This window comes from Sphingopyxis microcysteis (assembly GCF_012274265.1).
Taxonomy (GTDB): Bacteria; Pseudomonadota; Alphaproteobacteria; order Sphingomonadales; family Sphingomonadaceae; genus Sphingopyxis; species Sphingopyxis microcysteis.
Genome location: NZ_JAANYY010000002.1, coordinates 453,164 through 466,007 on the forward strand (window position 1 = coordinate 453,164; position 12,844 = coordinate 466,007).

General features: G+C 64.2%; 13 protein-coding genes. 3 read left to right on the forward strand and 10 right to left on the reverse strand.

Annotated elements, in window-relative coordinates; translation table 11 throughout:
* The first annotated feature begins 107 nt into the window (after window positions 1–107).
* Complete coding sequence (locus G9408_RS02095; protein WP_168452489.1) at window positions 108–1,832, forward strand: AAA family ATPase; 1,725 nt, start codon at window positions 108–110, stop codon at window positions 1,830–1,832.
* Window positions 1,833–1,872: 40 nt separating this feature from the next.
* Here the strand turns inward: G9408_RS02095 and leuA are convergent, their stop codons facing one another.
* From leuA to G9408_RS02115, 4 genes are all read right to left on the reverse strand, one after another.
* Window positions 1,873–3,537 carry a 2-isopropylmalate synthase gene (gene leuA, locus G9408_RS02100; RefSeq protein ID WP_168452490.1) on the reverse strand — a complete coding sequence of 555 codons (1,665 nt, stop codon included), beginning with the start codon at window positions 3,535–3,537 and terminating at the stop codon, window positions 1,873–1,875.
* Window positions 3,538–3,838: 301 nt separating this feature from the next.
* The gene (locus G9408_RS02105) at window positions 3,839–4,324 is read right to left on the reverse strand and encodes a rhodanese-like domain-containing protein (RefSeq protein ID WP_168452491.1); all 486 of its coding nucleotides are present in this window, start codon (window positions 4,322–4,324) and stop codon (window positions 3,839–3,841) included.
* Window positions 4,325–4,534: 210 nt separating this feature from the next.
* Window positions 4,535–5,176: a YceI family protein gene (locus G9408_RS02110; RefSeq protein ID WP_168452492.1), complete on the reverse strand. Its 642-nt coding sequence runs from the start codon at window positions 5,174–5,176 to the stop codon at window positions 4,535–4,537.
* A gap of 101 nt (window positions 5,177–5,277) precedes the next feature.
* Window positions 5,278–5,682: a hypothetical protein gene (locus tag G9408_RS02115; protein WP_168452493.1), complete on the reverse strand. Its 405-nt coding sequence runs from the start codon at window positions 5,680–5,682 to the stop codon at window positions 5,278–5,280.
* A 173-nt stretch (window positions 5,683–5,855) separates the two neighbouring features.
* Here G9408_RS02115 and G9408_RS02120 point away from each other — a divergent pair, with 173 nt between their 5' ends.
* Together G9408_RS02120 and G9408_RS02125 are read left to right on the forward strand one after the other, a co-directional pair.
* A complete protein-coding gene (locus G9408_RS02120) occupies window positions 5,856–6,341 on the forward strand; it encodes a YHS domain-containing (seleno)protein (protein WP_168452494.1) in 486 nt (161 codons plus the stop codon).
* A gap of 151 nt (window positions 6,342–6,492) precedes the next feature.
* A complete protein-coding gene (locus G9408_RS02125; protein ID WP_210423160.1) occupies window positions 6,493–6,669 on the forward strand; it encodes a hypothetical protein in 177 nt (58 codons plus the stop codon).
* 398 nt (window positions 6,670–7,067) lie between these two features.
* Here G9408_RS02125 and G9408_RS02130 read toward each other — a convergent pair whose 3' ends face one another.
* From G9408_RS02130 to ilvN, 6 genes are all read right to left on the reverse strand, one after another.
* Window positions 7,068–8,324, reverse strand: coding sequence for an adenosylmethionine--8-amino-7-oxononanoate transaminase (locus tag G9408_RS02130; RefSeq protein WP_168452496.1), 1,257 nt, complete (start codon window positions 8,322–8,324; stop codon window positions 7,068–7,070).
* A 104-nt stretch (window positions 8,325–8,428) separates the two neighbouring features.
* Complete coding sequence (gene bioD, locus G9408_RS02135; protein ID WP_210423161.1) at window positions 8,429–9,157, reverse strand: ATP-dependent dethiobiotin synthetase BioD; 729 nt, start codon at window positions 9,155–9,157, stop codon at window positions 8,429–8,431.
* The gene (locus G9408_RS02140; protein WP_168452497.1) at window positions 9,154–10,290 is read right to left on the reverse strand and encodes an 8-amino-7-oxononanoate synthase; all 1,137 of its coding nucleotides are present in this window, start codon (window positions 10,288–10,290) and stop codon (window positions 9,154–9,156) included. The genes bioD and G9408_RS02140 overlap by 4 nt, the downstream gene beginning before the upstream one ends.
* A gap of 66 nt (window positions 10,291–10,356) precedes the next feature.
* Window positions 10,357–10,971 (reverse strand): DUF6151 family protein, encoded by a 615-nt coding sequence (locus G9408_RS02145; protein ID WP_168452498.1) that lies wholly within the window; start codon window positions 10,969–10,971, stop codon window positions 10,357–10,359.
* 137 nt (window positions 10,972–11,108) lie between these two features.
* Window positions 11,109–12,143: a ketol-acid reductoisomerase gene (ilvC, locus tag G9408_RS02150; RefSeq protein WP_168452499.1), complete on the reverse strand. Its 1,035-nt coding sequence runs from the start codon at window positions 12,141–12,143 to the stop codon at window positions 11,109–11,111.
* Window positions 12,144–12,268: 125 nt separating this feature from the next.
* Window positions 12,269–12,784 (reverse strand): acetolactate synthase small subunit, encoded by a 516-nt coding sequence (gene ilvN / locus G9408_RS02155; RefSeq protein ID WP_168452500.1) that lies wholly within the window; start codon window positions 12,782–12,784, stop codon window positions 12,269–12,271.
* Between the last annotated feature and the right edge of the window lie 60 nt (window positions 12,785–12,844).

A 12,844-nucleotide genomic window follows, 5' to 3' on the forward strand; every position in this document is an offset into this window, starting at 1 on the left:
ATGAACCATATGGGTGAAATGTAGGAAAGGGGGATTTTCTACCTTTTTAGCTATCTTGTTTGTCTCGCCAGACAAATCTATCTTGAGGAATATCTGGGAGGAAGCGATTGTTAAAGGTATCAAAAGTCGAGCTGACCAGCGGGGTATCGTTTCATCCTGCTGCTTTGACGGTGGTGATTGGTCCCAATAATGGCGGAAAAAGTCAATTTCTTAGAGATATTAAGGCTAAAATCTCGACGCCACGAGCGCACACACCTAGTGTACTTGATGCTGACATAGAGGCACTTCCAAGTTGGCGTGCCTTGTTAGACAAACTGGCCTCAAATCTGAAGAAGGATGAGAAGGGGAACCTTATATTTGACCGACTAGGGGTGGACTTGGTCAAATCTGATCATCTGAGGCATCACGAAAGTAACGTGCAGCCCTTTATGGTGAATGAATCTAGGCAACAGCACGTCGATCAGCAGAAAAGTGCGTTAGAGTTCTTTGGCCATTTCTATTTGGCTAATCTTGGAACCGAGACGAGGCTCAATCTGATTGCACGTCAGAAATCGGTGGAGGCACATATCGTCGGCCCGAGTTCGGTTGCTGGGGCTATGCACGCTGCCGATACCAAAGTCATCAACTGGATAAACGAGCAAGTTCGAGGAGCTTTCCAAAGCGATCTGATTGTCGATGATAGCGTGCTCTTTCAGATCGGAATTGTGCTTGGCGATGCCGAGGCTGTGCCGACGCATCATCAAGAGCGTAGAATCGCATTGGGAACGCTTCGTAAGGCAGAGGAGCAGGGCGATGGGGTACGTGCCTACTGTGGAGTCGTCGCGGCGGCGGCGACAACCGACCGGTCTATTGTCCTGATAGACGAGCCCGAAGCATTCTTACATCCGCCCCAGGCACTCTTGATGGGCAGAGCTTTGGCGCGCCTCAACGGCATGGGAGCGCAAGTCTTTGTTGCCACGCACAGCGCGGAAGTGTTGCGCGGCATTATAGGTGAAACGACCGACGTCCAAATTCTTCGTCTCACTGAAACTGATTCTGGATTTCGTTCTAGATTGATCGATTCAAAAGACCTCCGAGAAATATCGAGAGATCCTCTTCTATCTTCTGCTCGTGTCCTCGACGGGCTTTTCTATCGAGGAGTTGTCATAGCGGAGTCCGATTCAGATGTAGCAATTTACCGTCAGGTATTGGAGCAAGCAGACGGAAGCGGTTCTATCCACTTTTTAAACGCGTATGGGAAGTCGGCGGCGATTAAGATGACCGCTCCTTATCGGAATATGGGGACGGGTCATGCTGTTATCGTTGATTTCGATATCCTTCGCGATGGCCTCGAGTTTCAGCGTCTCGTTGAAGCTCTTGGCGGGTCTTGGGAGGATTTTCGCGACGATTATAGGATTCTGATGGATGAAATTGAGGCTGCTGATCGGCCTGAAGATAGGGTGGCGGCGGCCGAAGTCGCGATCCAAGACATGCTTGGGATAATCCGTTCTGACAAACTAGGTCGAGATCGTCTGGCGGCTCTACGCCACCCTATTCGATTGGTCAGAGATAAGGCTAGTGCGTGGTCTGAACTGAAAAAAAAGGGGCGTGAAGGCCTCTCGGAAGACGGGAGGGGACTTTTTGACAAGATCGAAGCGCAAAGCGCCTCGATCGGCCTGTTTATTGTCCCGTGTGGCGAGCGTGAATCTTGGCTGCCCGGAATAGTTGATTATTCGCGCAATAAATCTGCATGGACGGAAGATGCGTTGTCCGCCGTAGCAAGCGGGAATCTCCAAAATGACCACCCTCTTAGAGTTTTCATGGAACGAGTCCGCAAATTCGTACTGGCATAGCTTTCCTCCATCCCTTCGCGGTCAGCGGCGGATGAGCTAATTACGCCCCATTCGCCGCCGACAAAATCGCCCGCACACTCGCCGTCGCCACGTCGGTATCCAGCCCGCAGCCGAACAGGCTTTTCCCGTCCGCCGTGCGGCATTCGACGTAGGCCGCGGCCTGCACATTGCTGCCCTGGCCGATCGCGTGCTCGCTATAGTCGACGATGTCCATCACCGGGCCGCCGCTTTCGCTGAGCGCGGCGATGACGCTCGACATCAGGCCGTTGCCGCGGCCGCTGACGCTGCGGGGGGTGCCGTCGATGGTGAGCTTGCCGGCGAAGATGCGGTCGGCGCCGCTGTGCGTCTCGGACCAGTCGACGAGCTGGAAGCGCTTGCCCGATGTGGCGAGATACTGGCCCTCGAACGCTTGCCAGATGTCTTCGGCGCCGAGTTCGCGGCTGGTCTGGTCGGCGAGCGCTTGCACGACATGGCTGAAGCTGGCCTGCATTTTCTTGGGCAGTTTCAGCCCCTTGTCCTGTTCGAGCACCCAGGCGACACCGCCCTTACCCGACTGGCTGTTGACGCGGATCACCGCTTCATAGCTGCGGCCCAAATCGGCGGGGTCGATGGGGAGGTAGGGGACTTCCCAGCGCTCGTCATTCTGGCGTTCGCGCGCGGCGAAGCCTTTCTTGATCGCGTCCTGATGGCTACCCGAAAAGGCGGTGTACACCAGCTCGCCGCCATAGGGGTGGCGCGGGTGGACGGGCAAATTGTTGCAATATTCGACCGTCTGGATGACTTCGTCGATGTTCGAGAAGTCGAGCGCGGGGTCGACGCCCTGCGTGTACATGTTGAGCGCGATGGTGACGAGGCAGGTGTTGCCGGTGCGCTCGCCATTGCCGAACAAACAGCCCTCGATGCGGTCGGCGCCCGCGAGCAGGCCAAGCTCGGCCGCCGCGACGCCGGTGCCGCGGTCGTTGTGGGTGTGCAGCGAGATGATCGCGCGGTCGCGGTTCGGCAGGTTCTTGCAGAAATATTCGATCTGGTCGGCGTAGATGTTCGGCGTCGACGCCTCGACCGTCGCGGGCAGGTTGAGGATGATCGGCTTGTCGGCGGTGGGCTGGAGGATGTCCATCACCGCTTCACAGCATTCGATGCTGAAATCGAGCTCGGCGGTCGAAAAGGTTTCGGGGCTGTACTCGAAGCGCCAGTCGGTGCCGGGCAGGCGCGCGGCATTGTCGCGGAGCTGCTTCGCGCCCTCGACCGCGATGCCCTTGATCTCGTCCATCTCCATGCCGAAGACGATCTTGCGCCAGGCGGGGCTGACCGCGTTATAGACGTGAACGATCGCGGCCCGAGCGCCTTCGAGGCTGTCGAAGCTGGTGCGGATGAGGTCGGCGCGGCTCTGCGTCAGCACCTGCGGGGTGACGCCGTCCGGGATGCGGCCCGAGCGCACGAGGTTCTGGATATAGTCGAAGTCGGTCGCGCCGCTGGCGGGAAAGCCGACCTCGATCTCCTTGAACCCGATGCGGACGAGCAGGTCGAAGAAGCGGGTCTTTTTCTCGGCATCCATCGGGTCGATCAGCGACTGGTTGCCATCGCGGAGGTCAGTCGAGAGCCAGATCGGCGCCGCAGTGGTGACGCGGGCGGGCCATTCGCGGGTCGCGAGCGGAACCTGCGGGAAGGGGCTATATTTCGCGGACGGATCGCGGAGCATGGTCATGGTGAGCTAACTTCTTCTGGTGGTTGCGTCGGTGTCGGTCGGACCCTTGAGCGGGTGGCCGCGACTAACGCGCAGCCAGTGTCACGCCCAAGGGCGTGTAAGTCGCAGAAGAAGAAGGGCGTTGCCGCGCATGGCCGTGCCAATGATGCAAAATGTCGCGCTTGGCAAGGGGGGAGTGGGAAAATTGCGTGATAGCGCCGTGCCGCGTACCCACCCCGCTGCGACTAGCGCACCTGCGGTGCGGCAAGTCTCGCTCCCCTCCCGCAGGCGGGAGGGGTTGGGGGTGGGCCTGACTTCCGCGCTACCCTTTGACCCACTCCACCTTGGGATCATTGAAATCGACGACATCGGCGAGCTCGTACACATTGGGATAGCCATAGCCGACGAGGTTGATGAAGGTCTGGATATTGAGCGCGAGCGCGGCCGCCTTGACCGGCACCGGGGCGACATTGTTGCGGAAATTATTGTTGCAATAGATGAGGATGGGGCGGTCGGGGTTGGCGCCGATCACCGCGGCGAGGCTGTCCGCGGTGAAATCGGTCAGCGGCAGGTTGACCGCGCCCTTGATATGCCCGCGCCGGAAAGCGTCGCTGGAGCGCGCGTCGAGGAGCAGGGTGCCGGGCTTCGCGGCTTCGGCCTTGAACGCGTCGAAGGCGAGCAGGCGACTGGCCCGCGCGGGCGCGACGCCGGCGGTGAGCGTCTGAAAGGCGGGATAATCGATTTGCGGATTGGCTTGCGCAAGCGCGGGGGTGGCGGCGAATACGGCGGCGAGCAGCAGGATACGCATGATGGTCCTCCCTTGGTTGCGGGGAGGTTAGGCAGCGCGCGATGGATGGGGCATGAATGATCCTCCCTGTGCCGAAGGCATGGGGAGGTGGCAGCGCGACGCGCTGACGGAGGGGCTTTGACACTACCGTTGCGGCCCCTCCACCATCCCCGCTTTCGCGGGGACGGTCCCCCTCCCCACGGCTTCGCCGCAGGGAGGATTGGGACCGCGTTACTGCTTTTCGAACGCGGCGTGGATTTCGAGTTCGACTTCGTCGCTGACCGCGGGGATGCCGTAGGTGATGCCGAAATCGCTGCGGCGGATCGTGGTTTCGGCGTTGAAGCCGACGGTGGCCTTCTTGTTGTACGGATTGGTCCCGGCGCCGTGGAAATCGACGTCGAGGGTGACCGGCTTGGTGACGCCGTTGAGGGTCAGATTGCCGGTGACCTTCGCTTCGTCGCCGTCGTCGTCCAAGACGACGCGGGTCGACACGAATTTGGCGTCGGCGGGGGCGGGGCCGAAGAAGTCGGGCTTGCCGCCGTCCTTGCCCGCGCGGAGCAGATGGCCGGTGAGGCCGCTGCTGGCGGTTGTGACCTTGGCCACGGGGATCGTCACATCGACCCTGGACGCGCCGGGATTGGCGGGGTCGATGACGAGCGTGCCGGTGACGTCGCCGAAGATGCCGCTATAGTCGCTGAAACCGAAATGATCGACTTCCCAGACCACCATCGTGTGGCCCGCGTCGGCGGCATAGGTGCCCGCGGCGACGCGCGACTTGTCGGGGGCGCCCGGCATTCCGGGGCTTTGGGCGACGACGACGGGAACCGCGACGACGGCGGCGGCGAGAGCGGCGAGCGGGATGATGCGGCGCATGAACATGAACTCCTGTTGGGGGTGCGCGCAAGCTAGGCCGCGCGCGGCGTGGCGGTCAATCACGAGGCTGGAAACGCTGCGTTTCGCGATCGGGTTCCCGCTCAGCGGGCGCGGCGCGCCTCGAACCATTGGCGCAGCGCCAGCGCGGCGCAGCCGGTGTAGCCATAGCTGCCAACCGGCGAGCAGCTGTCGGGGCGCGTCTGGCGGGCGATATTGTCATAGCCCTCGACCTTCGACGCCCAGCTGCCGCCGCCGACCGGCGCATCGTCCTTCAGTTCCTCGCGCAGTTCCTTGGGCACCCGATAGCGTTCGGATTCGGGCTGCTGCGCGCAGACGACGATTTCATTGCCCTCGGGCTCGGGACAGGGCTCGTCGCCATAGGTGTAGAGCACCGAGGTGCGCTGCGGCGGCTGCGCCGATTGGGCGAGGCTGTCGTCCTGCGCCGCGGCGGGCATGGTGAGGGTGAGCGCGGCGAGAAGGGGGAGGAGAAGGCCGGTCTTGTTCATCGTTATTGATCGCCTTCCCGGTCGCCGTCGCGGACCCGCTGTCGCTGCCGTTTAGCATGAAGCGTGCAGATGAACCTAAGCCGAACCTGTCCGCGTAACCCTTTGCGCCCTGGCCGCGAATTGGGAGCGAAGGGCGGCGGCATCGGGCCGTTCGACCCGGATGGAGATCGATCGTGAAACACCAAGCCCTGTTCTTCCTGCTCGCGGCGGCGACGGCGCCGTTGTCGCTCGCGGCCTTTACCCCGCAGGCCTATGCCGCCCCGGTCTATGTCGGGGTCGAAGGCGGCAATGTCGCGGTCAGCGGCTATGACGCGGTGAGCTATTTCGACGGCGACGGGGTGCCGGTGAAGGGCGACGCCGATTTCGCGGTCGCGCATGACGGCGCGGTCTATCATTTCGCCAATGCCGCCAACGCTGCGCGCTTTGCCGCCAATCCCGAGGCGTTCCTGCCGCGTTATGGCGGGCATTGCGCGTGGGCGATGGCGCGCGGCTATCTCGCGCCCGGCGATCCGCGGGCTTATGCGGTGGTCGATGGGAAGCTGTACCTGAACTTCAATCAGGCGGTGAAGGCGACATGGGACAAGGACCGCGCGGGGCATATTGCGGCGGCGGAGAAGAATTGGGCGGTGGTGCCGGCGGATGCGAAGTTTGGGGGGTGAGGTCGATGTCTGCTAAGGGGTAGGAAGCGGACGTTGCGCTGATCGCCCAGCTCGGCCATAACGACGCCATGCGTGACTATCGAGATAGGTTCCGCGACGAGCGGCTAGGGAAGCTGGTGAAGCATAAGCCCGCGCCGAAAAAGCCGAAAGCGTGATGCCCCGCGACAAATGGCTCTTTGGCGTCGCGATGTTTTGGTTCGCCTATTCCGGCTATCGTTTCAGTGATGGCCGTGAGTTCTCGGAAAATTGGAGCGTGATGTTCCCGCTCTTCACCGGCATCGTTTTTTTATTTCTTGCCTATCGCCGCCCGCGTCGCGCGACGAAATAGGACGCACTAGAGCTTTCCTACTAAATCCCGGCCTGTCATGTTCGCCGCCAACATCCTGCCCCCATATCGTCATACCGGAGTTCTCTTCCGCCGGTAGCGAAGTTGAAGGGCGGGAATGGGGTGGGGAGCGGACCTTGCCTTATTCGTCATCCCGGCGAAGGCCGGGATCTCACCCTATCGGTTTTCCGCACCGGCGAGATCCCGGCCTTCGCCGGGATGACGATGTTATAGATCCTCCCTGTGGCGAAGCCATGGAGAGGGGACCGTTCGCGAAGCGAATGGTGGAGGGGCGGCGACGGTAGTGCCATGGCCCCTCCGTCAGCGCTCCGCGCTGCCACCTCCCCATCGCTGCGCGACAGGGAGGATCGATGGCAACTTCCGGTCGCTAGCTGCCATCTCTAAATCACCTCCAGCGACGCCCTGATCGCATCCCACACCTGCGCCAGTTCCTCCGCCGTGATGCAATAGGGCGGCATCACATACAGCGTGTTGCCGAGTGGGCGGAGGAGGATGCCGTGGTCGCGGTAGAAGGCGATCAGGCGCGGGGCGAGGTTGGACAGATAGCCGCCGTCGGGGACGACGATGTCGAGCGCTGCGATGGTGCCGAGGCGGCGGGGACCCGCGATGCGCGGGTCGTGGCCGAGGAGCGAGAGATGCGCGGCCTGTGCGTCGGCGAGCGCGTCGATGCGTCCCTGCACCGGTTCGTCGCGCCAGATTTCGAGATTGGCGACTGCGGCGGCGCAGGCGATCGGGTTCGCGGTGTAGCTCGACGAATGATAGAAGGTTTTGGCGCGGTCGGTCGAATAGTGCGCCGCGAAGATCGGCTCGATGCAGAGCGTGACCGCGAGCGGCAGGCTGCCGCCGGTGAGGCCTTTGGAGAGGCACATGATGTCGGGGATCACCCCCGCATGGTCGCAGGCGAAGCGGGTGCCGGTGCGCCCCCAGCCGGTCATCACCTCGTCGGCGATGAAGAGGACGCCGTGGCGCGCGCAGATGCTGCGCATTTCGGCGAGCACCCATGGCGGATAAATGAGCATGCCGCCCGCGCCGAGGATCAGCGGTTCGACGATGAAGGCCGCGGGTTTGGCTGCGCACGCCGCTTCGAGCGCGTCGAGCGTGGCTTGCTCAAGCCCCTCGTGCGGGAAGGGGATGGTGTCGACGTCGAACAGCAAGGGCTGCCAGGCGCGGTTGTACACGCCGCGCTCGCCGACCGACATCGTGCCGATCGTGTCGCCATGATAGCTGTGTTCGAGGACGAGGATGCGGCTGCGCGGTTCGCCGATGTTGTACCAGTAGCCGAGCGCCATTTTGAGCGCGACCTCGACGCTGGTCGAGCCCGAGTCCGAAAAGAAGACGCGGGTGAGCGGATCGGGCGTGATGCGGACCAGTTCGGCGGCAAGGCTTTCGGCGGGTTCGTGGGTCCAGCCCGCGAAGATGAGCTGGTCGAGCTTTTCGGACTGGGCGCGGATCGCGGCCATGATGAGCGGGTGCGCGTGACCGTGGGTGGTGACCCACCAGCTGGAGATGGCGTCGATCCAGTGGTTGCCGTCGGCGTCGTAAAGCCGCGCACCGTCGCCCCGGGCGATCAGCGGGATGGCGTCGCCGAGGCCGTGCTGGGTGAAGGGGTGCCAGATGGGGGAATGGTTGGTGGTCATGGCCTGAGCCTTACTCAATTCCGTCATCCCGGCGAAGGCCGGGATCTCACCCTGTCGGGAAAACGCACCGGCGAGATCCCGGCCTTCGCCGGGATGACGATTGTCTATTCGAAGTCCGTGAGATCGAAGCTCGCGTTAAACGCCGCCGCCAGATTTTCCGGCGTCAGCGGATCGACGAGCGGCAGGCGGCCCAGGCGGCGGACGCCCGAAATTTCGGAAATGATCGCCTCGCTGTCCTCCACAGCGTCGCCGAGGAAGGTGAGGCCGTGGATGGGGACGCCGCGCGCGCGCAGTGCCTCGATCGTCAGCAGGCTGTGATTGATCGTGCCGAGCGCGGTGCGCGCGCAGACGATGACGGGGATTTGCCAGCGCGCGAAGATGTCGGCGTAGAGGGTCGTGCGCGTCACCGGGACGAGCGCGCCGCCCGCGCCCTCGACGATCAGGTCGCCGGGGGGCGGGGTGAGCCGGTCGAGGTCGATCGTGACGCCGTCGATCTCGGCGGCGATGTGCGGCGAAGCGGGGGTGACGAGGCGATAGGCTTCGGGTCGAATGTATCCTCCCTGTTGCGCAGCAATGGGGAGGTGGCAGCCCGAAGGGCTGACGGAGGGGCCATGGCGCGAGGTTGCCGCCCCTCCACCATCCGCTTCGCGGACGGTCCCCCTCCCCACGCTTCGCGCAGGGAGGAGTTTAGCGACGATCTGGCTGTCGGTTTCTTCGTCCAGCCCTGCCTGGATCGGCTTCCAATATGGCGCGCCGGTGGCCCCCGCGAGCGCGGCGGCAAAGACCGTCTTGCCGATGCCCGTATCGGTGCCGGTGACGACGAAGCGCGTCATGCCGCGGCCATCGCCGCCGCCAGCGCGTCGGCCATGGCATCGACGTCGGCTTCGTCGACATTCAGCGTGATCGCGATGCGCAGCCGCGCGGTGCCGTGGGGAACGGTCGGCGGGCGGATGCCGCGGATGTCGAAACCCGCCTCGTGCAGCGCCCCCGCAATGCGCATCGTGCGCTGGTTGTCGCCGATGACGACGGGCAGGATTTGCGTGCCGCTGGCCGGGACGCCGAGCGGGACGAGACGTTCGGCAGCATGGCGAACGACGGCGTGCAGGCGCGCCTGCCGTTCGGGCTCGGTCGCGACGATCTCGATCGCCTGCCGCACCAGCCACGCCATGAGCGGCGAGGGGGCGGTCGAGAAGATGAAGGGGCGGCCGCGGTTGACGAGGAAGTCGCAGGCGATGGCGGCGGCGCAGAGCAGCGCCCCTTCGGCCCCCAGCGCCTTGCCGCAGGTGTGAAGGGTGATCAGATTGTCGCGGCGCGCCAAACCATGTGCGAGCCCGGCGCCGCCGGGACCGAAGACGCCGGTGGCGTGGGCTTCGTCGACGACGAGGATCGCGTCGTGGCGGTCGGCGACGGCGGCGAGCGCGGCGAGCGGGGCGCGGTCGCCGTCCATCGAATAGAGGCTTTCGACCGCGATCCACGGCGTCCCCGCACCGCCGCCGGCGCGCCAGCGGGTGATGATATCGTCGAACGCCTGTGCATCATTATGCGCGGCGGCGACGGTCCCGGCCCGGCCGAGCTTCATCCCGTCGTGCGCGCTGGCGTGGATCAACTCGTCGTGGACGACAAGGTCGCCGCGCTGCGGCAGCGCCGCGAACAGCGCGGCATTGGCGGCGAAGCCGGTGGGGAAGAACAGCGCCGCCTCGCTGCCATAATGGCGCGCGGCGTGCGCCTCGAGCGCTTCATGTTCGGGATGGTTGCCGCGCAGCAGGCGCGAGCCGCCCGAGCCGGTGGGAAGCCCGCGTTCGATCCCGGCGGCGAGCGCATGGCGCATCGCGTCGCTGTCGGCGAGCCCGAGATAATCGTTCGAGGCGAAGTCGCGGCCGGTGCGCGGCGCGAGGGCGCGGCGGCGGTTGTCGTGCGCGAGCGCCGCGAGGTCGGCGTGATGGGCGGCGAAGGGAGAGGGCGCCATGGTTTTCCTTCTCTGGTCACGCCCGCGATGGCGGGGATCCCGCTTTCGCCGCGACGACGAAATTTCCTAGTCTGTGCGGCCACTGCCGCGCAGCGCCTGCCGTTCTTCGGCGGTCAGGCGGCGGGGCGTGGCGATCGGCTCGAGGGTCTTGGGGTCGAAAAGCGGGCAGCGGCGGCGGTCGCCCGAGACGAGGTCGCGGAGCATGCGCGGGAAGAAGCGGCGCATCAGCTGGCCCATGCTCATTTTGGGGAGCGCGCTGGTGTCGCCGATGCCGTCGTCGGTGAAGAGATGGCCGCGCGGCGGGCCGACCAGCGAGTCCCGCGTTGCGGGATCGCAGGCGGCGAGCTGGGTGGTGATATAGGGCAGCTTGCCGTTCGCATAGGTGTTGAACAGCGGCATGCCGCAGCAGGCGGCGTACCAGCGCAGCGTCGGCTTGTCGGTGAGATGGACGCAGGCCAGCTGATCGCGGCCGGTGTCGAGCCGCACGCGCGCGCAGCGCGACTGGTAGAGCGCGCTGCCGCCATGCGCATCGAGCACATGCTCGGCATGGCCAAGGTGGCGCGTCAGATCCTGGCAGTCGGTGCAATGGCAGATGACATGGTCACCCTGATCCGGGCCGACGTCGAGCAGGGCGCCGGAGACGGCGCCGCATCGGCAGGCTAAGGGGAGGGGGGATGGCATGGTTGCCTCCTAGCGCCGGATGACATGCAATGGAAACGTCATTGCGAGCGAAGCGAAGCAATCCAGAGCGGCTTGTCACACTCTGGATTGCTTCGTTGCTACGCTCCTCGCAATGACGGGATCAGAGGGTGGTCCGATCAGTTGACCGCCTTGTCGACCAGCTTGTTCTTGGCGATCCACGGCATCATCGCGCGCAGTTCGGCGCCGGTCTTTTCGATCGGGTGCGCGGCGGCGGCCTTGCGGCTCGCTTTCAGTTCGGGCTGGCCGGCCTGGTTGTCGAGGACGAAGTCCTTGACGAAGCGGCCCGACTGGATGTCCTGGAGGACGCGCTTCATTTCGGCCTTGGTTTCGGCGGTGATGATGCGCGGGCCGGTCTTGATGTCGCCATATTCGGCGGTGTTCGAGATCGAATAGCGCATGTTCGCGATGCCGCCTTCATAGAGCAGGTCGACGATCAGCTTGGTTTCGTGGAGGCATTCGAAATAGGCCATTTCGGGGGCGTAGCCCGCCTCGACCAAAGTTTCGAAACCCGCCTGGATGAGGTGGGTGATGCCACCGCAGAGCACCGCCTGTTCGCCGAACAGGTCGGTTTCGCACTCTTCCTTGAAGGTGGTTTCGATGATGCCGCTGCGGCCGCCGCCGACGGCCGAGGCGTAGCTGAGCGCGAGCGCCTTGGCGTGGCCGTTGCCGCTGTTGCCATTCGCTTCCTGTGCGACCGCGATCAGGCAGGGGACGCCGCCGCCCTTCTGATATTCGCTGCGGACGGTGTGGCCTGGGCCTTTGGGGGCGACCATGAAGACGTCGATGTCGGGGCGCGCCTCGATGAGGCCGAAGTGAATGTTGAGGCCGTGCGCAAAGGCGAGCGCGGCGCCGGGCTTCATGTTCGGGCCGATGTCGTCGGCGTAGATCTTCGCCTGATGCTCGTCGGGGGCGGCGATCATGATCACGTCGGCCCATTCGGCGGCTTCCTTGTTGGAAAGCACCTTGAAGCCCGCGGCTTCGGCCTTCTTGGCGGTTGCCGAGCCGGGGCGGAGCGCGATCGCGACTTCGCGCACGCCGCTGTCGCGCATATTCTGCGCGTGCGCGTGACCCTGGCTGCCGTAGCCGACGACGGCGACCTTCTTGCCCTTGATCAGATCCTGGTCGGCGTCGCGATCGTAATAGACTTGCATTGGACTAAACCCCTTCGTGTATTTGCTTGGTCGTCATCCCGGCGGAGGCCGGGATACCGCCCTCGCGTCTATCTGCAACGGTGAGATCCCGGCCTTCGCCGGGATGACGAAGTTAGTGGTAAACTCTAGAGCGCCTCCGACCCGCGGGCGATGGCAACGACGCCGGTGCGGCCGACCTCGACCAGCCCGCATTCGCGCATGAGCGCGATGAAGCGGTCGACCTTGTCGCTCGTCCCGGTGATTTCGAAGATGAAGCTGGTGAGCGTCGTGTCGACGACCTTGGCGCGGAAGACGTCGGCCATGCGCAGCGCCTCGATGCGCTTGTCGCCGGTCCCCGCGACCTTCACGAGCGCGATCTCGCGTTCGACATGCGCGCCGCCGTCGGCAAGGTCGGTGACCGAGTGGACGGGAACGAGCCGGTCGAGCTGCGCGATGATCTGGTCGATCACCGCGGGCGGGCCGCTGGTGACGATGGTGATCCGCGACAGCGCATGATCGGCGCTGATGTCGGCGACGGTCAGGCTTTCGATATTATAGCCGCGCGCCGAGAACAGCCCGGTGATCTTGGCCAGGATGCCGGCTTCGTTGTCGACGGTGACGGCGAGGACGTGACGCTCGCCCGCTTCGGTTTTGATTTTCATTATTCCTCCCCACTCGTGGGGAGGGGGACCACCGCGAAGCGGTGATGGAGGGGGCTCTCG

Excerpts from the sequence above, each read along its gene's own strand:
- G9408_RS02105 (WP_168452491.1), bottom strand. The coding sequence starts at position 4,324 with ATGCGTATCCTGCTGCTCGCCGCCGTATTCGCCGCCACCCCCGCGCTT.
- G9408_RS02140 (WP_168452497.1), bottom strand. The coding sequence starts at position 10,290 with ATGGCGCCCTCTCCCTTCGCCGCCCATCACGCCGACCTCGCGGCGCTC.
- G9408_RS02145 (WP_168452498.1), bottom strand. The coding sequence starts at position 10,971 with ATGCCATCCCCCCTCCCCTTAGCCTGCCGATGCGGCGCCGTCTCCGGC.
- leuA (WP_168452490.1), bottom strand. The coding sequence starts at position 3,537 with ATGACCATGCTCCGCGATCCGTCCGCGAAATATAGCCCCTTCCCGCAG.
- ilvN (WP_168452500.1), bottom strand. The coding sequence starts at position 12,784 with ATGAAAATCAAAACCGAAGCGGGCGAGCGTCACGTCCTCGCCGTCACC.
- G9408_RS02115 (WP_168452493.1), bottom strand. The coding sequence starts at position 5,682 with ATGAACAAGACCGGCCTTCTCCTCCCCCTTCTCGCCGCGCTCACCCTC.
- G9408_RS02110 (WP_168452492.1), bottom strand. The coding sequence starts at position 5,176 with ATGCGCCGCATCATCCCGCTCGCCGCTCTCGCCGCCGCCGTCGTCGCG.
- bioD (WP_210423161.1), bottom strand. The coding sequence starts at position 9,157 with ATGACGCGCTTCGTCGTCACCGGCACCGATACGGGCATCGGCAAGACG.
- ilvC (WP_168452499.1), bottom strand. The coding sequence starts at position 12,143 with ATGCAAGTCTATTACGATCGCGACGCCGACCAGGATCTGATCAAGGGC.
- G9408_RS02130 (WP_168452496.1), bottom strand. The coding sequence starts at position 8,324 with ATGACCACCAACCATTCCCCCATCTGGCACCCCTTCACCCAGCACGGC.